The following is a 22,491-nucleotide window of genomic DNA, read 5'->3' on the forward strand; positions in this document are numbered from 1 at the left end:
GGTGTACTGCGTCGATACTGGAAGAGTAATCGCGGATTTGCCCGAATCACGGGCAATAAAAAGCCCCGCACTGATGGCGGGGCTTTGGGTGTTACATTCTTAAAGGTATTACGTGACGGATCTGTGGCGAACCCACTCACCACAGATCAGGGTGGGGCGCCTTACTGCGCGGCGATGCTGTACCCATCGAACGCAGTCTGCTGTTGCAGGGCGGTGATGATGTTCTTGCGGTTGACCGCTTGCTCGGCGCCGCTGTTGTCCAGGAACGTCTCGCTTTCCAGTTCCGCCTCTTCGCCTTCGCCCACGAAGGTGAAACCGAGGAATTCCAGGGCTTCACGGTCGACGTTCAGGCGCGAGCGCGGGGTGCGCAACGGCAAGGTGACGCTGATGCCGTCCTTGCTGATGGTGAACACTTCGACTTCTTTCTTGGCCTTGGCGGCTTTGCTCTTGCCGCCGCTCGGGTTGCTGATGGCCTGGTGTGTCTGGTTCAGCACCTTCAGGGCCAGGCCGTAGACGATTTCCTGGAACGCCGGGTCGTCCTTGAAGCTGGACAGAATGCGGCTGATCGGGAATTTGCTGCTCAGGTCTTCGAGGGCGGCGATGTCGGCGGCTTCGGCGTCCTTGAGCTGCTTGAGCTGACCCATCAGTTCGTAGGCTTTGTCATCGTCGAAGCTGTCGTGGGCCTGGCGGATCGCGGCGCGCAGTTCGCGGATCTGGTCGCTTTCGCGGGTGGACTGGAAAGCGTCCAGCACCATCTCGCTGATGGTCTTGGCCTGGGGCACGTGCTGTGAAAGATTGATGGAGTTTTCGTATTCCGCTTTGGACGACAGGGTGACTACGGATTCAGCGGTGTTGGAATCGGACATTGAAATTTCACTACTTCTTTGAACTTGAATAGGGGTGAGAAAGCACGGGGGCTTTTTCAGGCCGACTAATCTATTGGACCGGGGCGGCGTTGTCACGGATCAACAGGCGGCTGGTCATTTTTTTGCTTACTCGATGGGCGCTAACGATCACGCGTTCGTTCTGGATACACCGGAACACTGTGGGAGCGAGCCTGCTCGCGATGGACGTTAACGATGACGTGTTCATTCTGGATGAGCGCGGTTCCCTTGAGACCATCGCGAGCAGGCTCGCTCCCACAGTGTTTTTGGTTGTTCACAGATCTTGCGTACACCCACTTACCTTGTGGGAGCGAGCCTGCTCGCGATGCAGGCGCCTCAGTCCGTCAGGCCTGCCGCGGTGTATTGAGGTTCATCGACCGAGCCGCCAACGCAGTCGCTGTCTCCTCATCGATCGGCAACGAAAAACGAAACGTCGCCCCACGCCCCGGCACATCGATCAACTGAATCTCGCGCCCGTGCAATTGCAGGATGCGATGCACGATCCGCAGCCCCAGCCCGCCATCACGCCGTGCGCCGCCAATATTGAACGGCCGCAGGAACAACCCTTCGCGCAGTTGCGGAGCGATGCCGGGGCCGGTATCGCTGACCGTGACTTCGATGAATGAGCCTTGCGGGCGCAGGCCCAGTTCGACCTCGCCCCCTGGCGGGGTATGGCGCAGGGCATTGTCGAACAGGTTGGTCAGCACCCGCTCGATCAAGCCGAGATCGGCACAGGCCGCCGAGGCATTCGGCGCGAACGTGGCCTTGAGTTCTACTTTGCGCGCTTCGGCGGTGAGTTCGAATTTCTGGAAGATGTCCTGGGCCAGGTCAGTCAGGGAAAAGCGCTCCAGCACCGGCTGCACGAAGCCATGTTCCAGGCGCACCAGTTCCAGCAGCGACTGCGCCAGACCGCCGACCTTGCGGCTCTGGTCCAGCGCGATGCCCAGATAGCGACGGCGGTCGGCAGGGGACAGCGTGGCGTCCTTGAGCGACAGGGTTTCCAGATAACCGTGCAACGAGGCCAGCGGCGTGCGCAAGTCATGGGAGATGTTCGCCACCAGTTCACGGCGCTCCTGATCCTGGCGGGTCAACGAACGCCATTGTTCGCCCAGGCGTGCCTGCATCTGCCGGAACGCGGCATCGAGCACGGCGATTTCATCGTGGCTGGCGGCTTTTTCCACCACGACGGGCAGGGCCGGTGTGACCGGCACGCCATCGATGTCGAACTGGCTGACGGTTTCGGTCAGGCGGCGCAACGGCCGGGTGATCAGGGCAAACGCGGTGAGACCGGCGATCAGGCACAGCAGCGCCACCAGACCGATGGACAACAGCGCTGTGTTGAGCGCCGCGCTGGTCGCACCGCGTTCGGCCAGGCGGTCGTGATCTTCACCGAGCAGCACCACGTAGAGATAACCGGCCGGCTTGCCATCAACCTTCAGCGGTGCAGCGCTGAACACCTTGCGCGCATCGATGCTGCGCGGATCGTCGCCGAGAATTGGCAGGGCATCGCCCCGCAACAGGCGCTGGATCGGCGCCAGGTCGACCCGTTCGCGACGGATCCGGCCCTCGGGCGCGGCGCTGCCGACAATCTTGCCTGCGGAGTCGAGCAGGTACACCTCGACGCTGGGGTTGACCTGCATCAGTTTGCTGAACAGGTCGTGCACGGCGTTGGGCATCAGGCCCTGGGTGTCCATCAGCACCGTGTCACTGGCGATGTGCTGGGCCAAGTCCCGGGACAACCCTTGCACCACTTCCTGCTCATGCATCTGGTTGGAGCGCACCTGCAACCACGCCGAGGTGCCGCAGCACACCAGCAGCAGCACGGCGAACACCAGGGACAGGCGCTGCGTCAGGGTCAGCCTCATGGCTGCGACTCCTCGCCGGTGGCGAATTTGTAGCCGCGGCCCCAGACCGTGAGGATGCGCACCGGTTGCGCCGGGTCGGCCTCGATCTTGGCGCGCAGGCGGTTGATGTGGGTATTGACCGTGTGCTCGTAGCCTTCGTGGCTGTAGCCCCACACGGCATTGAGCAGGTCCATGCGCGAAAACACCTTGCCGGGCTGACGGGCGAAGAAATACAGCAAGTCGAATTCCCGGGGCGTGAGGTCCAGGCGACGCCCATCGAGGGACACTTCCCGGGTGATCGGGTCGATGGCCAGGCCGTCGGTGAGCAGGCTGCCGGCGTCCATCTTCAGGTTGCGCGCCATGGCATCGACCCGGCGCAGCAGCGCCTTGACCCGGGCTACCAGTTCCAGCATGGAAAAGGGCTTGGCCAGGTAGTCGTCGGCACCCAGTTCCAGGCCGAGAATCCGGTGCACTTCGCTGGAGCGCGCACTGGTGATGATGATCGGCGTGTAGCGCGCCATGGCGCGGGCGCGGCGGCAGATTTCCAGGCCGTCGACACCGGGCAGCATCAGGTCCAGGACCAGTGCGTCCCAGTTGCCCTGTTGCAGCAGGCGCATGCCTTCGTTGCCATCGGCGCTGTGCACCACCTCGAACTGCTCATCACGCAGATGCAGGCAGATCAGGTCGGCGATATGCATATCGTCCTCGACCACCAGGACGCGTTTGGTCTGTTCCATGCAGGTCAATCCTTCGGCGCAATGGGCGCATTGTGCGTAATGCCACTGTAGGAGCGAGCTTGCTCGCGAAAAACCTGAGGACGCCGCGGGGCGTCAGGTATCCCGCGTCATCGTTGGCCTCCATCGCGAGCAGGCTCGCTCCTACATTTGCATAGGCATTGTGCGGGTTTTTCGGGGTCTGAGTTATCACGAATTGTTTAACTTCCCGTGAGGATTTTGCGATCACCCAAAGCCTAGGCTGTGTTCCATGAAACACCCCTGGATTTTTGGGAGACGAGCATGTTTTCACGACGGCAATTTCTTGTAGCGAGCGGCGGGCTGGGGATGACGGCCCTGGCGATCGGCCTGTTACCGAAGTTTTCCACAGGCGCGGCATTGATCAGCGAGGCCAGCGCAGCGCAGGTATTCGAAGTGACCCACAGCGACAGTGAATGGCACGCGATCCTGACTGACGAACAGTACGACATCCTTCGCGAAGAGGGCACCGAACGGGCCTACAGCAGTCCGCTGAACAACGAGCACCGCGATGGCACCTTCGTCTGTGCCGGTTGCGAGCTGCCGCTGTTTTCCTCGGCCACCAAGTTCGACAGCCGCACCGGTTGGCCGAGTTTCTGGGCACCCCTGGACAAAGCCGTGGCGACCCGCCAGGACCGTGCATTCGGCATGGTCCGCGAGGAAGTTCACTGCCGGCGCTGTGGCGGGCATCTGGGCCATGTCTTCGACGACGGCCCGAAACCCACCGGCCTGCGCTACTGCATGAACGGCCTGGCGATGAAGTTCGTGCCGAAGACGGTGTGATTCCCTTCCTCTCACTTTTTGCAGGTAATCGCCATGTGGCTGCTGGTCCTCGCTTATCTCGGTGGTGTGCTGACGATTGTCAGCCCGTGCATTCTGCCGGTGCTGCCGTTTGTCTTCGCCCGCACCGGGCAACCCTTCGTCAAAAGCGGATTGCCGCTGCTGGTGGGGATGGCGCTGACCTTCGCGCTGGTCGCCACATTGGCGGCGGTGGGCGGTGGCTGGGTGGTGCAGCTCAACCAGTACGGACGCTGGCTGGCGCAGGTGTTCGTCGCGTTGTTCGGTCTGACGTTGTTGCTGCCGCAATTGGCTGAGCGCCTGACCCGGCCGCTGGTGGCGGCGGGCAGTCGGTTGTCGGAAGCGGCGGGCGCCGATGCACGGCCACGTCCTGGTGCTTCGTTGCTGATCGGCGTGGCCACCGGCCTGTTGTGGGCGCCCTGCGCCGGGCCGATCCTCGGTTTGCTGCTGACCGGTGCGGCGCTGCAAGGCGCCAGCGTTCAAACCACCTTTTTGCTGCTGGCGTATGCCACCGGTGCCGCCACTTCCCTCGCGTTGGCCTTGTTGCTGGGCGGCAGAGTCTTCACCGCGATGAAGCGCTCGATTGGCGCTGGCGAATGGCTGCGTCGCGGTCTCGGCGCGGCAATGCTGGCCGGTGTGACGGCAATTGCCCTGGGCCTGGACACGGGGGTTCTGGCGCGGTTTTCCACAGCATCGACCGGCGGAATCGAGCAAGCGCTGGTGGAAAAACTGAGCGGCAAGTTACCGCGTAGTAGCGAGGTCGTGACGGCGCAAACCCCGTCCGCCGAAGGCGCGATACCCGTGGCCGAGAAAACCCCGGATAGCTTGCCGGTCGAAGGCAACCTGCCTCCGCTGGACGGCGCCGTGCAGTGGCTCAACTCACCACCCCTCGATGCCCAGGCCTTGAAAGGCAAGGTCGTGCTGGTGGATTTCTGGACCTATTCCTGCATCAACTGCCTGCGCTCGCTGCCCTATGTCAAAGCCTGGGCCGAGAAGTATCGCGATCAGGGCCTGGTGGTGATCGGCGTGCATGCGCCGGAGTTTGCCTTCGAGCGCGACGTCAGCAACGTCACCAAAGCCATGAAGGATCTGGGCATCACCTACCCGGTGGCCATCGATAACGAATTCAAGATCTGGCGCGCCTTCAACAACGAATACTGGCCGGCGCATTACTTTGCCGACGCCCAGGGACGCATTCGTTATCACCACTTCGGTGAAGGCAAGTACGCCGAGTCGGAGCGAGTCATCCAGCAATTGCTGCGTGAGGCCGGTGCAAACAAGGTGTCGGACGGGCTGATCAACGCCAAGGCCGATGGCGTGCAAATGGCCCCGGAAAGCGACGCCGTTCAGTCGCCGGAAACCTATGTCGGCTACCAGCGCGCGGAACACTTCGTACCGGAAACCTCACTGGTGCCGGACAAGGTCGCGGCCTACAACCCGCCGGCGCAACTGGCCCTCAACGACTGGAGCCTGGGCGGCCAATGGCATGTCGGCCCGGAGCGGGCCACCGCCAGCGCACCGGCCAGCCGCATCGTCTATCGCTTCCACGCCCGTGATTTGCATTTGGTGCTCGGCCCTGGCGCCGATGGCAAACCGGTGCGCTTCAAGGTGCTGATCGACGGCAAGGCGCCGGGCGACGACCACGGCATGGACGTGGCCCCCGACGGCAGCGGCACCGTGATCGACCAGCGCTTGTATCAACTGGTGCGCCAGAGCGGCGGCGTGACCGACCGGACCTTCAGTATCGAGTTTCTTGATCCGGGTGCGTCGGCTTACGCCTTCACCTTCGGCTGATTACTTTCCAACGCTTCAGGAGTTCGCCCCATGAAAACCCTCTTTACCTGGCGCCGTACCCTGCTGGGGCTGGCGGCTGCCGGCATCATCAGCCAATGCTCGGCCTTCTCCTTCGGTGGTGCCGAAGAGGCGGTAATCATTCCACCGCCGGCCCTCGACGAAACCACCCAGGCCCGTAGCGAAACCGCGGTGTTTGCCGGCGGCTGCTTCTGGGGCGTCCAAGGGGTGTTCCAGCATGTCAAAGGCGTGAAGAACGCCGTCTCCGGCTACGCGGGCGGGGCGGCCAATACCGCGCAATACGAGCGCGTCAGCGACGGCAATACCGGCCATGCGGAATCGGTCGAAGTCACTTTTGATCCCGCTCAGGTCAGCTACGGTGCCTTGCTGCAGATCTACTTTTCAGTGGCGCACAACCCGACCGAACTCAACCGTCAGGGGCCGGACAGCGGCACCCAGTATCGCTCGGCGATCTTTACCAAAAGTGCCGAGCAGCAACGGGTCGCACAGGCCTACATCACCCAGCTCGATGCCGCCCATGCCTTCGACAAACCAATCGTGACCAAACTCGAAACCTTCAACGGTTTCTACCCGGCGGAAGAGGAACATCAGGACTTCCTGACCGAGCACCCGACCTATCCGTACATCGTGATCAACGATTTGCCGAAGGTCGCCCAGTTGAAACAGCTGTACCCCAATCGTTATCAGGAACAACCGGTGCTGGTGAAGGCGGGGATGTAAATGGCGATCAGCGACTGCATGGTCTATTCGGCCGACGAGTGCTTGCCCCACCTCTGTACGGCGAATTCGACGAAACGCCGCAATTTCGGCAAACGGTGGCGATCCTGGGCATAGACCAGGTGCATCGGCCGACTGGGTGGGCAGTAGTCGGGCATCAAGGCCAATAGCTTTCCGTCCTTGAGGTCCTGTTCGACCAAGGCGTCGGGCATCATCACGATGCCCATGCCGGTGCGCGCTGCCTGATGCAATCCGGCCGAACTGTTGATCAGCATCGGCCCGCTGACCCCCACGCTGACTTCGCCCTCGGGACCGGCCAGACGCCATTCCTTTTGCACCGATTGCCAGTCATCGCCGGCCGGATAGGCAAAGGACAGGCAGTCGTGGTGTCGCAGGTCTTCAGGCGTTTGCGGTGTGCCACGCCGGGCCAGGTACTCCGGTGACGCGCACATGGTCAGGGTGTAGTCGATCAGCGGGCGGGCGATCAGGCTGGAGGGTTCCAGCGCGCCGAGGCGAAATGCCACATCGAGGCCGTTTTCCAGCAGATCCGGGCGTCGGTTGGTCAGTACGACGTCGAGTTTCACCCGTGGGTTTTGCCGGCTGAACTCGCTCAGTGCCGGCGCCAGGCGCTCGGTACCGAAGGTCAAGGGCGCGGTGATGCGCAAGATGCCGCTCGGTTCGTCCAGCGCCTGCTCGGCCAGCCGCTCGGAGTCGGCCACCAACCCCAACACGTCCAGACAGCGCTGGTAATACGCGGTGCCGAACTCGGTCAGCCGCTGGCGCCGCGTCGTGCGGTTGAGCAGGCGCACACCCAGCCGTTGCTCCAGGGCCTTGAGGTGATTACCGACCATGGTCGTGGACATTTCGCATTGCAAAGCGGCGGCGGTCATGCTGCCGGTCTCTACCACTTTGACGTAGACGGTCATTGCCTGGAATAGATCCATTATCAAGCTCGGCTTTTAAATGATTGAAGTTTTTCGGTGTTTATCCAGTTCGGGTGGCTAACCATACTGCAAAAACACCGACCCTTGCTGGAGCTTGATGTCATGACCGCCGCCTGCCTGATGAGCACTTACCAACCCTTGGCCTTGAGTTTCAACAAGGGCCTGGGCACTCGCCTGTGGGATCAGGCCGGCCGCGAATACCTGGATGCGGTCGCCGGCGTGGCGGTGACCAATGTCGGCCACTCCCACCCGAAAATCGTTGCCGCCATCACTGAGCAGGCCGGGTTGTTGCTGCACACGTCGAACCTCTACAGCATCGACTGGCAACAGCGGCTGGCGCAGAAACTGACGCGACTGGCGGGCATGGACCGGGTGTTTTTCAACAACTCCGGGGCCGAAGCCAACGAAACCGCACTGAAAATCGCCCGGCTGCATGGCTGGCACAAGGGCATCGAGCAGCCGCTGGTGGTGGTCATGGAGAACGCGTTCCATGGCCGCACCCTCGGCACCTTGTCTGCCAGCGATGGCCCGGCGGTACGCCTGGGTTTCAACAAGCTGCCGGGGGATTTTGTCAAAGTGCCGTTCGGCGACCTTGACGCGCTGGACAAGGTGCAACACGCCCACGGTTCGCGGATCGTGGCGATCCTGATGGAGCCGATCCAGGGCGAAAGCGGCGTGCAACTGGCGCCACCTGGCTATCTCAAGGCCGTGCGCGAACTGTGCAGCCGGCGCTCATGGCTGTTGATGCTCGATGAAATCCAGACCGGCATCGGCCGCACCGGCCAGTGGTTCGCGTTCCAGCACGAAGGCGTCGTCCCGGACGTCATGACCCTGGCCAAAGGCTTGGGCAATGGCGTGCCCATCGGCGCGTGCCTGGCCCGTGGCAAGGCGGCCGAGCTCTTCACGCCGGGCAGCCACGGCAGCACCTTCGGCGGTAATCCGCTGGCCTGCCGGGTCGGCTGCACCGTGCTGGATATCGTTGAAGAACAAGGCCTGCTGGAGAACGCCCGGCTTCAGGGGGCACGCCTGCTCGAAAGATTGCGCGCAGAACTGGCGGGCAACCCGAACGTCTCGCAAATCCGCGGCCAGGGCTTGATGATCGGCATCGAACTCAAGCAACCGATCCGCGACCTGAGTCTGATCGCCGCCCGGGATCACGGCTTGCTGATCAACGTCACGCGGGGCAAGACCATCCGCCTGCTACCGCCGCTGACCATTGATGAGCGGGAGGTGGAGATGATTGTCAGAGGGGTGAGTCGGGCGATTTCGCAAGTTCTCGATTGACCGGAGTAATCGTTCAGCGTTGGCTTTGGATCGTAGTAGGTAAGCGGTTTCATCAGACACGTCGAGGCCAACCGGCGTGTCCTTTTTCATTCTGCAACGACTCAGTAAACATCGGATAAATCGCATTGTCTTTTCCGCAGTTGGATCGGTGCTCAGTATCCGTTTGCTTTTCAAAGGACGTTTCCGCAAGTGCTGTAGTCCAGATCCGATTTGAAAGGGTCAAGTGCAGTGGTTAACCGGTGCTTTGCAGTGCATCGAAAAAAACCCTGATTTCAGTTCGATCCATCAACTGAATTTTTGAACCGGTAAAGCCTTCGAACAAGTGCCGATGGGCCGCAAAGCCACTTGAGTCATCACGCTCTCGATAGCTTTCGGCCCACTCCACCAATGCAACCAATCGATCGTCATCCTTTGCTTCCCGCCGGAGAATGTTGGCGACGCAATCAACGTCATCAATACACAACCAGATCAACGCCGTGGCGCGATGGAGGATTTCGCTGACGATCCAGCCGTAAACCCCTTCGATCACCCAGCGCTCTTCACTTGCGGCCCCGTGCGCCATACCCAGCGCTTCATTTCGGGGGCGTGGGATGCTGTGTTCGTCGGATAGCCAGTGAATCCTGTCAAGATCGGTCCAGGGCACACGCAGTTGCTCGGCCAGCCGCTGCGCCAGCCAGCTCTTGCCGGAACCGGAATTACCGATGATCAGAGTTCGGGTGAGGTCCATGAGAGACACCGATCAATTGTGGGTGCGAACCTGCTCGCGAAAGCGGTGCTTCAGTCAGCATTGATGCTGGATGTGCTGGTCTTATCGCAGACAAGCCTACAGGTACACCAGAATCCGCCGGCCTGTGCGCCTTGAGGTCCATCGGTAACTTGCCGCGCGTCACTGCTCATCATTACTGTAAGCCATTTTATAGTGTCAGTTTTTAGACATTGCCGTGATGTGGGAGGTTGTGGTGAGGGCGATCAGGTTGGCTCAGTTGTGAGTTGGGCTTACCTTTACTGCTGGGCTCAGGAAATCTATGTGATAGCCAGAGGAACCGTCCCCAATTGCGATATGAACGCCATTAATCCCTTCGTTTAATTGAGAGTTGATTTTGTAGTTAATGCTATTTGCGATTGTGTCGTTTACTCCAATAGCAAACTCAGTCAGCTTGAGGCCTCTAGGCCCTGCTGCAATTCAATAACCGTATTGCACTCAGCTCCTGCAACCGCCGTTGGTTTTAAGTTTCTTAGAATTAATTATGCTCGTTATGTGTCTTGTAAGAGGCCCTTGGTTATTTGTGTAAGCAGTGGCTGTAGTCCTCTTCTGAAAATTTAGTGTTTCACCGAATTTGGTTGTGATGGACGATCTGAAATCGTTAGGTTGGTCTATGGGGGGGCTTTTTACGGGGGACCTACATTCAATTATTAATAAGGGGCTGTGTAGTGCAGGAATCAAAGAAATATCTGACGGATACATCCGTACACCAAGCCTTGTTACTGGCTGATCTAACAGAGCCCGCTACACCCGATCACGCCATTCGATTATTACTCAAGGAGGTCCTTCAAGGGTTAACGGACAAAGGCTGGCCACAAGCGCAAGTGCAGACGGGGCCGAGAATTGTCTCCGCTGAAGAAAACTACGGATTGCTTGGTTATGACCCATCTGAAATTACGCTTGGAAGTGCACATACTCGATGGGTTGACGAGTGGTCTCTGTTACGGACGCAAACTACTAGCCAAATTCCGTCTGCGCTTCAGCGAGCGGCCAAGCTACGACAACCAGGGCAGTCAATATTATTGGCCGCGCCGGGCATCACTTTTCGTCGCGACAGCCGGGATCGTTGGCATTGTGCGCAACCGCTTCAGATGGATATCTGGGTGCTCGGTGATCCTGATTTGTCGACGCATGAGCATTTACTTTGCCTGGTCGGCGATATCCTCAAATCCGCCGTGCCTGATATGCCTTGGATCTACAGTGATAGTCCGCATCACTACACTGAGGGCGGGATTGAAGTAAACCTGTTGAATGACGGCGTCCCTGTAGAGGTTCTGGAGTGCGGTCGAATTGCCAAATCATTATTGGAGCGACTGAAGATCGATCCTTTGCGTCATGGAGGACTGGCGCTGGGAATGGGATTGGATCGCTTGACCATGCTGCGCAAAGGCATCCCGGATATTCGTTTGCTGCGTGATCAGAACGAACGAGTACAGGCACAGATGCATGATCTGAATCCGTGGAGCGCCGTCTCTCGGTTGCCTTCGATTACTCGTGATATTTCGTTAGCGGTAACGCCGGGGCTGAGCGAGGAAGTGTTGACTGAAAGGATGTTGCAGGCAGCTGGTGATTGTTCAGATTGGATCGAGGAAATGCAGATCAAAGGGCGCTGGGCGTTCACAGAACTGCCTCTACAGGCCATCGAACGCCTCGGATTGCTGCCAAGGCAGGAGAATGTGCTACTACGTGTTGTGCTGCGTGATTGTTCGCGATCAATCACCACTGCTGAGGCGAATGCCTTGTATTCGAAAATTCAGGTGGCACTCCATGAAGGTTCGCCGGGGGCGGGTTACAGAATGGATTCCCCCAATATTTAACTGGTCACTTCACGAGCAGGCCCACAGGATCTGGAAAGAGTACATGCCAGAAATCCAGTGTGTGCGAGCCTGCTCGCCGCACCGTCGCTCCCACAGTTTTTTGTGGTGTCTTCTTTACCTCAATCATCGCCTTCCGGCGCAATCATCCGGGTCTTCGGTGCGCCGTTCGAGTTGTGCTGATAGATGGTCTGCGGCTGCCCCAGGTCATTGAAAAACACCTGCCCGATCCCCGCCGAGTTCCATAGCCGCTCACCGGCTTCAGCGTGTTCGGGCACATGCGGCACGATGCGCATGCGTCGTCGTTTGGTCAGCCAGTTCAGCGGCGAGCGTGGCGAGTACAGCCAGCGGTTGAGGCGGTCGAACCACTCGAGCAGGGTAGCGGGGAATTCATTCTTGATGCCGCTGCTGGTGATCTGCCAGATGCGCGGCCCGGCCTTGCGATGGCGGATCAGCACTTCGTAGACGAAGGAATAGTGCACATCCCCCGACAGCACCACGTAGTTACCCGGTGTGCGCGAGTGGCGGAAAATGTTCAGGATCACCTGCGCCGCACCGCGATGGGCCATCCAGTTTTCCGCGTCCACCAGCAGTGGATAACCGCACCAGCTGAAGATTCGCTGCACGGTTTCAATCAGTTTGACGCCGAAGATCGGCGCTGGCGAAACGATGATCGCACTCGGGTGGTCCAGCAGTTCCTGTTGCAGTTCGCTCAGGGCTTCCCAGTCGAGCAAACCGGAAGGCTGCTTGAGGTTCATCTCGCTGCGCCAGCGCCGGGTGCGGGTGTCGATCACCACGATGGCCGGGGTGGTCGGCAGCACGTAATGCCAGTGCTGAAACTTCAGCAAATCACTGATCAAGTCATCCTGAACCATGCTGTCGAGGTGACGATCGCGTGCGCTGTCGCTCAACGCGCCGGCCTTATCCAGCACAGCGGCGAAAGCATCCGGATTGTTGCCCCAGCCCTGGCACAACATATACGCTAGCAGCGCGTTGCCGATGATGCGCCGGGAGAACGGATGGCCGTAGGCCGTTTCCTCCCATTGCGCGCTGAGGTTCCAGTCATCGGTGATGTCGTGGTCGTCGAAAATCATCAGCGTCGGCAGATGGGCCAGGGCCCGCGCGACGTTGCCAAGGCCTGCCTTGAAGGCATCGATGCGCGTCTGCTCAAGGGCGTAGCGCTTGAGCCTTTCCGGCGTCAGCGTCGGTGCCTGGGACGCGATCAGGGTCCAGGGCACTGGCGACCACACCAGCAAATACATGGCCATGACTTCGGCGAAGGTCACCAGGTGATTGTCGGCGCTGCTGCTGGTGAAAATCGGCTTGCGTGCACCGCCGAAAAAACGCTCGCGCAGGGTTTCATTGCTTTGCAGCGCTGGCAGCAGATCGGCACGGTGGTAGTAACTGGCGGGATGCTCGTAGAGCCTGGCGCTGTCGCTGACTACGGCGCCTTCGAGGTGTTCCCCGAACAGACCCAGGCGCTCGATCAAGGCGTGAATCGCCCGCAGCATCGGCCCCGCGACATCGTCGGCGTAGACCTGATCGCCCGTCATCATCAGCAGTGCCGGGCGGTCCTTGGCGGCGTGTTCCTGCGCCAGCAACTGGTCGACGCACAGCAAGCCGTCTGTCGCCGGGTGATGAGGCTTGCGGCAAGAGCCGTGCAGCAACTGATCGACCCGCGCGCGTAGGACGAAGTTCGGGCAACGGGCATCGCCATACAGCAGGTGCGGCGCCCAGTCGGCGATGCCTTTTTCTGTACCATCGATCAGCAGGTCATAGTCGATCGACTCATCCTGGGGCAGGGCGCAATCGAGTTGCACATCGATCAAGTGCACATAGGCATGAGCCCCCACTGCAATCACCGTGCATTGCCCGGCATCGAGACGGATATCGCCGAAGCCCTGCAAGCGCAAGGTCAGCGCCAGCGTCCGGGAACCCACCAGCCACAGTACCAGTCGCGCAGGCTCAAGGCGCCGCAACAGCGGGCCGGCCAGGACCGGCGGCAGGGCTTGGTGATCGTCGGGCAGTGGCAGCGTGTCGGACATCCGGCTTCAAGACTCTTGGGGCGTGGCGGGCGATGATAGCGCAGGTGGCGGCGGGACCGGCTGGAGCGATCCCGTTTCTGCCTGTCACCAAATGAAAAGCCATTGTCGTCTGATGAGAAGCATCCCGACAGGCCTCGTCCTACAGTCCAATCAACGCAATTCGATGCAACACGCCCATATTGCAGATTGGAGAATAAGAAAAATGGCAAAAGCCGTACGCTTCTACGAAACCGGTGGTCCCGAAGTCCTGCGTTATGAGGACGTCGAAGTCGGCGAACCCGGTCCCGGCCAGGTTCGGCTTCGTCATGTGGCAGTTGGCCTGAACTATGCCGACACCTATTTCCGTAACGGTACCTATGCGATCCCGCTGCCCAACGGCATGGGCGTCGAGGCCTCAGGGGTAGTCCAGGCCGTTGGTGAAGGGGTCACCAACGTCGAGGTCGGTGATCGCGTCACCTATACCGGTTTTCTCAACACCCTCGGCGCCTACAGCACCGAGCGCCTGATCCCGGCCGCGCCGCTGATCAAGCTGCCGGAAACCATCAGCTTCGAGACCGCCGCCGCGATGACCATGCGCGGTTTGACGTCCTCGTACCTGATGCGCCGCATCTACGACTTCAAACCGGGCGACAGCATCCTGTTGCACGCCGCCGCTGGCGGTGTCGGCCTGATCGTTTCGCAGTGGGCCAAGTTGCTGGGCCTGAACGTGATCGGCACGGTGTCGACCGAGCAAAAGGCGGAAATCGCCCGGGCTCACGGTTGCGACCATACGATCAATTACAGCCATGAAGACGTCGCCGCTCGCGTTCGCGAATTGACCGACGGTGTGGGTGTCAACGTGGTGTTCGACAGCGTTGGCAAGAACACCTTCATGGGTTCGCTGGATTCATTGAAACCCCGTGGCCTGATGGTCTGCGTGGGTACTGCGTCCGGCCCGATCCCGGCGTTCGACCCGGTGATGCTGGCTATGAAAGGCTCGCTGTTCCTGACCCGTCCGGCCTTGGCCAACTACATCAGCGACCCTGCGGAAAAAGCCGCCCTGGCCGGTGAGCTGTTCGACCACGTCGGCAGCGGTCGGATCAAGATCGAGATCAACCAGCACTACGCGTTGCAGGACGCCGTGCAGGCCCATCGCGACCTTGAATCGCGCAAGACTACCGGCTCATCGATTTTCGTCGTTTAAGGAGCGGCCAGCCATGAAAGTCGAACAATTGACCTGCTCCATCGGCGCCGAACTGATCGGCGTCAATCTCGCCGACGCAGTCCATGACGACGGCCTGTTTGCCGAGATCCGCGCCCAGTTGCTCAAGCACCGCGTGGTGTTCCTGCGCGATCAGGACATCACCCGCGCCGAGCATGTTGCCTTCGCCCGACGCTTCGGCGAGCTGGAGGACCATCCGGTGGCCGGCAGCGATCCGGATCATCCGGGGCTGGTGCAGATCTACAAGAGACCGGACCAGCCGGCAGACCGCTACGAAAACGCCTGGCACAGCGACGCCACCTGGCGTGAAGCACCGCCGATGGGTTGCATGCTGCGTTGCGTGGAATGCCCGCCGGTCGGCGGTGACACCATGTGGGCCAACATGGTCCAGGCCTATGCGAACTTGCCGGAAGACGTGAAGGTGAAGATCGCCGACCTGCGTGCCCGCCACAGCATCGAAGCGAGCTTCGGTGCCGCCATGCCGATTGAAAAACGCCTGGCGCTCAAGGCGATGTACCCGGACGCCGAACACCCGGTGGTGCGCACCCATCCGGAAACCGGCGAGAAGGTGCTGTTCGTCAACGCCTTCACCACCCACTTCAGCAACTACCACACCCCTGAACGGGTGCGCTTCGGCCAGGACGCCAACCCCGGCGCCGGTGATTTGCTGCGCTACCTGATCAGCCAGGCGTACATCCCCGAGTATCAGGTGCGCTGGCGCTGGAAGCCCAACAGCATCGCCATCTGGGACAACCGCAGTACCCAGCACTACGCCGTCATGGATTACCCGCCGTGCCATCGCAAGATGGAACGCGCCGGGATCATCGGCGACAAGACGTTCTGATCGAACGCCACCGGCATCCGCACTCGCAGCACTCGCAGCATTAGCACTCGTAAACACGTCTGCCCGGCACGACCCCGGGTGGACGGAACAATCATAAGAACTGGAGTAACCATGCAATTCTTCGACGATTCCCTGCACCCGGAAAACATGGAAAAGGTAGTCATTACCGTGGCCCCGTACGGCCCCGAGTGGATGCCCGAAGACTTCCCGGAAGACATCCCGTTGACCATGGATGAGCAAGTCCAGAAAGCGGTCGAATGCTACGAAGCCGGGGCCACCGTATTGCACCTGCATGTGCGCGAACTGGACGGCAAGGGCTCCAAGCGCCTGTCGAAGTTCAACGAGCTGATCGCCGGTGTACGTGAAGCCGTGCCGGACATGATCATCCAGGTCGGCGGTTCGATTTCCTTCGCTCCGGAAAGCGATGGCGAAGCGGCCAAGTGGCTGTCCGACGACACTCGGCACATGCTGGCCGAGTTGACGCCAAAACCGGATCAGGTCACGGTGGCGATCAACACCACGCAAATGAACATCATGGAGTTGTTGTATCCGGAGTACCTGAAAGGCACCTCCCTGGACAACCCGTTGATCCACGCCGCCTACAGCGAAATGACCGTACCGGCGGGTCCGGCCTGGGTTGCCGAGCACCTCAAGCGCCTGATGGACAACGGCATCCAGCCGCACTTCCAGCTGACCGGCATGCACGCCCTGGAAACCCTTGAGCGCCTGGTGCGCCGTGGCGTTTACAAAGGCCCGCTGAACCTGACCTGGATCGGCATCGGCGGCGGTTTCGACGGCCCGAACCCGTTCAACTTCTTCAACTTCATCCACCGCGCGCCGGATGGCTGCACCCTGACCTCCGAATCGCTGCTCAAGAACGTCATGCCGTTCAACACCATGTCGATGGCCATGGGCATGCACCCGCGCGTGGGCAACGAAGACACTATCATTGACCACAAGGGCGATCGTTTCGGCTCGGTTGCCCAGATCCAGCAAACCGTGCGCATTGCCCATGAACTGGGCCGTGAAATCGCCACCGGCAAAGAAGCCCGCGAGATCTACCGCATCGGCGTGCAGTACGAAACCATCGAAGAAACCCTGTTGGCCAACGGCATGGCCCCCAACCGCAAGGCTGGGCAGAAAGGTACTCCGCAACGCGGTTGACCGTGGGTCGGGACGAGAGGCCGTGACCTCTCGTCCGCCTGACCGTTACACGCTTGATAACAAAAATAAAACGAAGCTCTTGAGGAGGCTGCATGGCCTTTCACCCAATCGCCGCTGACGATGACGACTCCGGCGGAGTCGGCGTTGCGCGCCAATATGCCTGGATCGTCTTTGCACTGACGTTCGGCCTGTTGATTTCCGATTACATGTCGCGTCAGGTGCTGAACGCGGTATTCCCGCTGCTCAAGACTGAGTGGGCGTTGAGCGACGGACAGCTCGGTCTGCTCAGCGGCATCGTTGCCCTGATGGTCGGCCTGCTGACGTTTCCCCTGTCGTTGATGGCCGACCGTTTCGGCCGGGTCAAGAGCCTGGCGCTGATGGCGTTCCTGTGGAGCGTGGCGACCCTGGGTTGCGCGCTGGCTCAGGACTACCAGCAGATGTTCATCGCGCGGTTCATGGTCGGCGTCGGCGAAGCCGCCTACGGCAGCGTGGGCATCGCCGTGGTGATTTCGGTGTTCCCCAAACACATGCGCGCCACCCTGGCCAGCGCCTTCATGGCTGGCGGGATGTTCGGTTCGGTGTTGGGCATGGCTTTGGGTGGTGCGATTGCCGCCAAGCTGGGCTGGCGCTGGTCGTTCGCCGGCATGTCGCTGTTTGGCCTGTTTCTGGCGGTGCTCTATCCGCTCATCGTCAAGGAAGCGCGCATTGCGCCACAACGTGCCGCGCAGATTGCGAACAAGACGGCTGCCGCGGTCAAGCGTCCGCTGCGCACGCTGTGGTCCAGCCGCTCGGTGGTGGCGACCTACGTCGCCAGCGGTTTGCAGTTGTTCGTTGGCGGTACGGTGATGGTGTGGATTCCCAGCTATCTCAATCGCTACTACGACATGCCTACCGACAAGGCTGGCGGCATGGCGGCAATCATCGTGTTGTGCAGCGGCGCGGGGATGATCCTGTGCGGCATGCTCAGCGACCGCCTGTGTCGGAACTCGCCGGAGCGCAAGGTCAGCCTGGCCATTGGTTTTTGCCTGGGCAGTTGCCTGCTGCTGTCGGCAGCGTTCGCATTGTCGGCAGGGCCTGTGCAACTGGCGCTGATCTGTCTGGGCATGGCGATTGCCACCGGCACCACTGGCCCCGCCGGTGCGATGGTTGCCAACCTGACCCATTACTCCGTCCACGGTACGGCGTTCGCCACGCTGACCCTGGCCAATAACCTGCTGGGGCTGGCACCCGGGCCGTTCCTGACTGGCCGTGTGTCCGACCTCATCGGTCTGCATGCCGCGTTTCAACTGGTGCCACTGGTCAGCCTCGCGGCGGCGGCGGTGTTCTTTTATGCCAAGTGTCATTACCACAAAGATATTGCCCGGCTTGAGGGGCATAGCGTGCCTGAGCCCGTCAGCGCAGCCGGGATAGAGGTGAAGTTGTGAGTCGTCGTTTACGTATTGATGTGTTTTTCGATTTTATCTGCCCCTGGTGCCTGATCGGCAAACGCCAACTGGAGCATGCGCAGGTACAGTTTCGCAGCCGTCACCCGGATGTGCAGATCACCACGGCGTGGCATGGCGTGCAGTTGCTGCCGCAGATACCGGTACAAGGTGAACCCTTCGCCGATTTCTACCGCAAGCGCCTGGGCAATGCCGACGCGGTGGCCATGCGTCAGAACCAGGTACAGCAAGCTGCCGGGGCGGTTGGCCTGGCCATCGACCTCAGTCGCATCGAGACCATGCCCAACACCGCGGACGCCCAACGTCTGTTCGCTCGTGTCTGCGAAACGGGTAATGCCAGTCAGCGTGAAATGTTGCTCGAACGATTGTTCGCCGCTTATTTCCTGAGACGCGAAAACCTGGGTTGCCGCGAGACCTTGCTGGCCATTGCCCACTCCTGCGGCGTCGACACGAACGAAGTGCTCGATTGCCTGAAGGGCGACGCCACGCCATTTGAAGGCTTGCCCGGGGCGAGCAATGGCGTGCCGAGCTTTCAGTTCGACGGTCGCCTGACGGTGATCGGCGCACAACCTGCTCAGGCGCTGCTCGGGGCCATGAACGAAGCCCTCAAGGAAAGTGATCGCGAGCGGCAGCCAGCATGACCCGGCGCATTCCTGTGCCTGCCGGCAAACACCCGCAGGCCGGTGGCCGGGCGCTGTTCGAGTTCGAAGACAAAAGCCTGGCGTTGTTCAACGTCGACGGACAGTTGTTCGCCATTGACGACAGCTGCCCGCACCAAGGCTCTTCGCTATGCGCAGGGCGTCTTGAGGGGCGGGTGATTCAATGCCTCGCCCATGGTTTGCGCTTCGATTTGCGCAGCGGCTACATGCTCAATTCCACCCAGGTCAAAGTCACCCACTACCCGGTCGAGAACATCGACGGCCAGGCGTTTATCGTCATCGCATCCGAGGAGAACGCGCCATGAGCGCCATTGCTCTTACCCGCATCCACAGTCGCACGCGCGAACTGGCACCGGGGCTTATCGTCAGCCTGATCGTGGCGGCCGCCGCGTCGTTCTTGTCCGAGCACTACGGTGCGCCGGTCATGCTGTTCGCCTTACTGCTGGGCATGGCCCTGAATTTTCTCGCCGATGACGGCCCGTGCAAGGCCGGCATCGAGTTCACTGCCCGCACGGTATTGCGCATTGGCGTGGCGCTGCTGGGCATGCGCATCACCCTGGAGCAAATGGCGGCGCTGGGCTGGAAGCCGATAGCCCTGGTGGTGATCCTGGTGGTGGTGACCATCAGCGTGTCTGTGATCGCTGCCAAGGCTTTGGGCTTCCAGCGCCTGTTCGGCATGCTCACCGGCGGCGCGACGGCCATCTGCGGCGCCTCGGCGGCCCTGGCGCTGGCGGCGGCGCTGCCGAACCATCCGCAGAAAGAACGCGCCACACTGTTCACCGTCATCGGCGTCTCGGCGCTGTCCACGCTGGCAATGATCGTCTATCCGATGATCGCCAACTGGCTGGAGTTGTCGCCGCAGGTGGCGGGCGTGTTCCTCGGCGCCACGATCCACGACGTGGCCCAGGTGGTCGGCGCAGGCTACAGCATGTCGACCGAGACCGGTGACACAGCCACTGTGGTCAAGCTGATGCGCGTGGCGATGCTGCTGCCGGTGATCGTCACCGCGGCGATGATCACCCGCATGCAAGGCGCCGACCCGACCGGCAAGCGCCCGCCGTTGTTGCCATGGTTCGCCGTCGGCTTTCTGATTCTGGCCTGCATCAACAGCACCGGCTGGATAGCGCCTGCGGTGCAGGGATCGGTCAACGAACTGTCGCGCTGGTGCCTGGTGATTTCCATCAGCGCCCTGGGCATGAAAACCCGGCTCAAGGAGCTGGCGGCGGTCGGGATCAAGCCGATTCTGCTGATGGTGGGGGAGACGGTGTTCCTGGTGGTGCTGGTGCTGTTGTTGCTGCGCTGGGGGCTCTAGGCATCACGAAACCTGTGGGAGCGAGCCTGCTCGCGATAGCGGCTTCACAATCAATACTTATGGCGGCTGACACACCGCGATCGCGAGCAGGCTCGCTCCTACAGGGATTGTGTTCCAACCTCGCGTTTTCGCGGCGACTGTACCAGCAGTCGCCGTTTTTTTTTGCCGGGCTGTCAGGACGGCTTCGTCCCCGCCTGCTTTTGCGCCCGCCACGTCGCCGGCGGCATTCCAAACTGGCTGATAAACCATCGCGTAAACGAACTCGCCATCGAGTAGCCGAGCATGTCGGCAATGCGACTCAGCGGATAATTCGGATTATCCAGATAACGCAGCACCAGGTCGCGGCGTACGTCGTTGATCACGTCATTGAAGGCGCAGCCGTCGTCCTTGAGGCGGCGTTGCAGGGTGCGCACGTTCATGCCCTGGCTCTGGGCGACCTGTTCGATGGTGGCGCGGCCCATGGGCAGCAGCAGGTAGATGGCCTTGCGCACTTCGAACAACATCGAGGCGCCTTCGTGGTTCTGCAGCGAGTCGAGGTAGCTCTGGGCGTAGCGGGCCATGGCCGGGTCGGCGTTGGGGTTGGTCATGTCGAGGCTGACGTCCGGGCAGACGATGCCGTTGAACTCGCTGCCGAACTCCAGGTTGCAGCCGAACAAGCGGCGATGCAGGTGCAGGTTGTCCGGTGGCTGGTGCATGAAGTTGACGCTGTAGGGGTGCCAGTGCGAGCCGAGCAGGGCCGAGCACAACCGGAACATCACACCGATGGCCAGCTCCGTGGCCTGACGGCTGGGCATGGGCGTTTCGGTGACCACCTCTTCGCGAATGATCACCATCTTGCCGGCCTCTTCGATGAAGATCGCCAGCGAGTCGTTCATCAGGTGTCGGTAATCCACCACGACCTGCAAGGCATCGCGCAGGGTGCGCTGGTGGCTGAGCAGCAGGCTGACCACGCCGAAGTCCGAAAGCTGGCGTGACTCGGCCATGCTCAGGCCGAAGGTCTGGCAGCCGCTGGCGGCGGCCGAGTCTTCCAGCAACCGCACGGCGGCATCGATCTGGATGCGGTGTTCAGGGGCTTGCAGTTGGGCTCTGCTCAGGCCGACAGCGGCCAGCACGTCGCGCGGGTTGAACCCCAGGTACTGGGTGACCTCCAGGTAGTTGGTCAAGACAGCGGCGCGAACAAGCTTGGTCATGCGAAAGTCTTCCCTGGGCCGATGGCGGTTGGCGTGAGCGTGGCGACTATATCCAGCGTATCAACAGTTGAACAGTTGTCATGTCGTTGATGGTTTTCATGCTGTCCGGTCACCCATCCTCTACGCTGCAGGGAGCGATCAGCGCTCATCCGTTGATTACAGTGACCTTGCGCCAACCTGGGGGATTTCTCGACCGGCGGTCGCGGCGACCGAGTGTCCGACAATTTGTCATCAAAAGAAAAGTGCCTGACGTCCAATGTAAAGCGCTTAGGGTGGGCGCTCTTTAATGTCGACCCTACAAAAAGCCCCTGGCGAAAACAGCCAGTCGAGTTATCGAGAAAGCGAAGGTGTTGACCGTGGACAAACTGCAAACTGCCGCCACCATTCTGATCGTTCCGGGTCTGCGCGAGCACGTGGCCGAGCATTGGCAAACATTGCTTGCCGCCAGGCTGAGCAACGTGCGCAGTGTTGCGCCGCTTACGACCGACAAGCTCGACTGCATGGCCCGTGTGCGGGCGATTCAACACGAACTCGAACAGATCGACGGGCCCGTGATTCTGGTGGCCCACAGCGCCGGCGTGCTGATGGTCGCGCACTGGGCTGCGCATTACAGCCGTCCGATCAAGGGCGCTTTGCTGGCCGCGCCACCGGACCTCGATGCGGTCTGGCCGTCAAACTATCCATCCTCCGAGACCCTGCGTAGCCAGGGCTGGAATCCTCTGCCACAAGGCCCGCTGCCATTTCGCAGCATCGTGGCCGGCAGCACCAACGATCACCTTGCCAGTCTTGCTGCGGTCACCCGCATGGCAGAAGGCTGGGGCGCCGAATTGCTCGATCTGGGCGATGTCGGCCATCTCAACCCGGCCGCAGGATTTGGCCACTGGCAGCAAGCCGAAGCACTCATCCTGGAGCTGGATCGCTAGTACAAGGAGCTGGACTGGCAGTACGCCACCGGCATTTGCCCTCATTCCTTAAACGCAAACCCAGAGAGGCTTGCGCGAGGGCGGCTGCGCTTAAAACAA

Annotated in this window: 20 protein-coding genes and 1 pseudogene; 13 read left to right on the forward strand and 8 right to left on the reverse strand. The window is 60.9% G+C overall.

All coding sequences use genetic code 11. The features are described 5' to 3' along the window. Window positions 1-161: 161 nt before the first annotated feature. The 3 genes from KGA83_RS28495 to KGA83_RS28505 form a co-directional block, all read right to left on the reverse strand. Window positions 162-866 carry a hypothetical protein gene (locus KGA83_RS28495; protein ID WP_008018881.1) on the reverse strand — a complete coding sequence of 235 codons (705 nt, stop codon included), beginning with the start codon at window positions 864-866 and terminating at the stop codon, window positions 162-164. Window positions 867-1,228: 362 nt separating this feature from the next. After that, complete coding sequence (locus KGA83_RS28500) at window positions 1,229-2,749, reverse strand: sensor histidine kinase (RefSeq protein WP_115948055.1); 1,521 nt, start codon at window positions 2,747-2,749, stop codon at window positions 1,229-1,231. Continuing rightward, window positions 2,746-3,465 (reverse strand): response regulator transcription factor, encoded by a 720-nt coding sequence (locus KGA83_RS28505; protein WP_115948054.1) that lies wholly within the window; start codon window positions 3,463-3,465, stop codon window positions 2,746-2,748. The genes KGA83_RS28500 and KGA83_RS28505 overlap by 4 nt, the downstream gene beginning before the upstream one ends. 279 nt (window positions 3,466-3,744) lie before the next feature. Between KGA83_RS28505 and msrB the strand changes: the two genes are divergently transcribed. Genes msrB through msrA form a run of 3 tightly spaced genes read left to right on the forward strand, consistent with a single transcriptional unit; the run spans window position 3,745 to window position 6,810 of the window. Next, complete coding sequence (gene msrB / locus KGA83_RS28515; protein ID WP_108218294.1) at window positions 3,745-4,263, forward strand: peptide-methionine (R)-S-oxide reductase MsrB; 519 nt, start codon at window positions 3,745-3,747, stop codon at window positions 4,261-4,263. A gap of 33 nt (window positions 4,264-4,296) precedes the next feature. Further along, the gene (locus tag KGA83_RS28520) at window positions 4,297-6,072 is read left to right on the forward strand and encodes a cytochrome c biogenesis protein DipZ (protein ID WP_223531415.1); all 1,776 of its coding nucleotides are present in this window, start codon (window positions 4,297-4,299) and stop codon (window positions 6,070-6,072) included. A gap of 30 nt (window positions 6,073-6,102) precedes the next feature. After that, window positions 6,103-6,810, forward strand: coding sequence for a peptide-methionine (S)-S-oxide reductase MsrA (gene msrA / locus KGA83_RS28525; RefSeq protein ID WP_223531416.1), 708 nt, complete (start codon window positions 6,103-6,105; stop codon window positions 6,808-6,810). A gap of 23 nt (window positions 6,811-6,833) precedes the next feature. Here msrA and KGA83_RS28530 read toward each other — a convergent pair whose 3' ends face one another. Beyond that, entirely contained in the window at window positions 6,834-7,751 is a 918-nt protein-coding gene (locus KGA83_RS28530) for a LysR family transcriptional regulator (RefSeq protein WP_108218297.1), read from the reverse strand. A 102-nt stretch (window positions 7,752-7,853) separates the two neighbouring features. Here KGA83_RS28530 and KGA83_RS28535 point away from each other — a divergent pair, with 102 nt between their 5' ends. Beyond that, entirely contained in the window at window positions 7,854-9,035 is a 1,182-nt protein-coding gene (locus KGA83_RS28535; RefSeq protein WP_108218298.1) for an aspartate aminotransferase family protein, read from the forward strand. Window positions 9,036-9,267: 232 nt separating this feature from the next. Here KGA83_RS28535 and KGA83_RS28540 read toward each other — a convergent pair whose 3' ends face one another. Continuing rightward, the gene (locus KGA83_RS28540) at window positions 9,268-9,762 is read right to left on the reverse strand and encodes an adenylate kinase (protein WP_108218299.1); all 495 of its coding nucleotides are present in this window, start codon (window positions 9,760-9,762) and stop codon (window positions 9,268-9,270) included. Window positions 9,763-10,014: 252 nt separating this feature from the next. Continuing rightward, window positions 10,015-10,218, reverse strand: a pseudogene (locus KGA83_RS28545) (hypothetical protein); the annotation flags it as partial. Window positions 10,219-10,466: 248 nt separating this feature from the next. On the opposite strand from KGA83_RS28545, the gene KGA83_RS28550 reads away from it, so the two are divergent. Next, window positions 10,467-11,615, forward strand: coding sequence for a hypothetical protein (locus KGA83_RS28550; RefSeq protein ID WP_223531417.1), 1,149 nt, complete (start codon window positions 10,467-10,469; stop codon window positions 11,613-11,615). A gap of 119 nt (window positions 11,616-11,734) precedes the next feature. Here the strand turns inward: KGA83_RS28550 and KGA83_RS28555 are convergent, their stop codons facing one another. Further along, entirely contained in the window at window positions 11,735-13,657 is a 1,923-nt protein-coding gene (locus KGA83_RS28555) for an alkaline phosphatase D family protein (protein WP_223531418.1), read from the reverse strand. Window positions 13,658-13,859: 202 nt separating this feature from the next. Between KGA83_RS28555 and KGA83_RS28560 the strand changes: the two genes are divergently transcribed. The 7 genes from KGA83_RS28560 to KGA83_RS28590 all read left to right on the forward strand — a co-directional run bounded on the left by KGA83_RS28560 (window position 13,860) and on the right by KGA83_RS28590 (window position 20,279). Further along, window positions 13,860-14,840 (forward strand): quinone oxidoreductase family protein, encoded by a 981-nt coding sequence (locus tag KGA83_RS28560; RefSeq protein WP_218429410.1) that lies wholly within the window; start codon window positions 13,860-13,862, stop codon window positions 14,838-14,840. 13 nt (window positions 14,841-14,853) lie between these two features. After that, window positions 14,854-15,702, forward strand: a complete 849-nt coding sequence (locus KGA83_RS28565; RefSeq protein WP_223531419.1) for a TauD/TfdA dioxygenase family protein — start codon at window positions 14,854-14,856, stop codon at window positions 15,700-15,702. A gap of 111 nt (window positions 15,703-15,813) precedes the next feature. After that, window positions 15,814-16,866: a 3-keto-5-aminohexanoate cleavage protein gene (locus KGA83_RS28570; RefSeq protein WP_108218303.1), complete on the forward strand. Its 1,053-nt coding sequence runs from the start codon at window positions 15,814-15,816 to the stop codon at window positions 16,864-16,866. Window positions 16,867-16,958: 92 nt separating this feature from the next. Then, complete coding sequence (locus KGA83_RS28575; protein WP_108218304.1) at window positions 16,959-18,290, forward strand: MFS transporter; 1,332 nt, start codon at window positions 16,959-16,961, stop codon at window positions 18,288-18,290. Beyond that, window positions 18,287-18,949 (forward strand): DsbA family protein, encoded by a 663-nt coding sequence (locus tag KGA83_RS28580; RefSeq protein WP_223531420.1) that lies wholly within the window; start codon window positions 18,287-18,289, stop codon window positions 18,947-18,949. The genes KGA83_RS28575 and KGA83_RS28580 overlap by 4 nt, the downstream gene beginning before the upstream one ends. Continuing rightward, window positions 18,946-19,272, forward strand: a complete 327-nt coding sequence (locus tag KGA83_RS28585) for a Rieske (2Fe-2S) protein (RefSeq protein WP_108218306.1) — start codon at window positions 18,946-18,948, stop codon at window positions 19,270-19,272. Before KGA83_RS28580 ends, KGA83_RS28585 begins: the two co-directional genes overlap by 4 nt. Next, on the forward strand, window positions 19,269-20,279 hold the full coding sequence (locus KGA83_RS28590) for a YeiH family protein (RefSeq protein WP_108218307.1): 1,011 nt from the start codon (window positions 19,269-19,271) through the stop codon (window positions 20,277-20,279). Before KGA83_RS28585 ends, KGA83_RS28590 begins: the two co-directional genes overlap by 4 nt. Window positions 20,280-20,452: 173 nt before the next feature. Here the strand turns inward: KGA83_RS28590 and KGA83_RS28595 are convergent, their stop codons facing one another. After that, on the reverse strand, window positions 20,453-21,469 hold the full coding sequence (locus KGA83_RS28595; RefSeq protein ID WP_223531421.1) for an AraC family transcriptional regulator: 1,017 nt from the start codon (window positions 21,467-21,469) through the stop codon (window positions 20,453-20,455). A gap of 356 nt (window positions 21,470-21,825) precedes the next feature. On the opposite strand from KGA83_RS28595, the gene KGA83_RS28600 reads away from it, so the two are divergent. Further along, a complete protein-coding gene (locus KGA83_RS28600) occupies window positions 21,826-22,392 on the forward strand; it encodes an RBBP9/YdeN family alpha/beta hydrolase (protein ID WP_115948096.1) in 567 nt (188 codons plus the stop codon). Window positions 22,393-22,491: the final 99 nt, after the last annotated feature.

It is taken from the genome of Pseudomonas sp. GL-R-19 (assembly GCF_019956375.1).
GTDB lineage: Bacteria > Pseudomonadota > Gammaproteobacteria > Pseudomonadales > Pseudomonadaceae > Aquipseudomonas.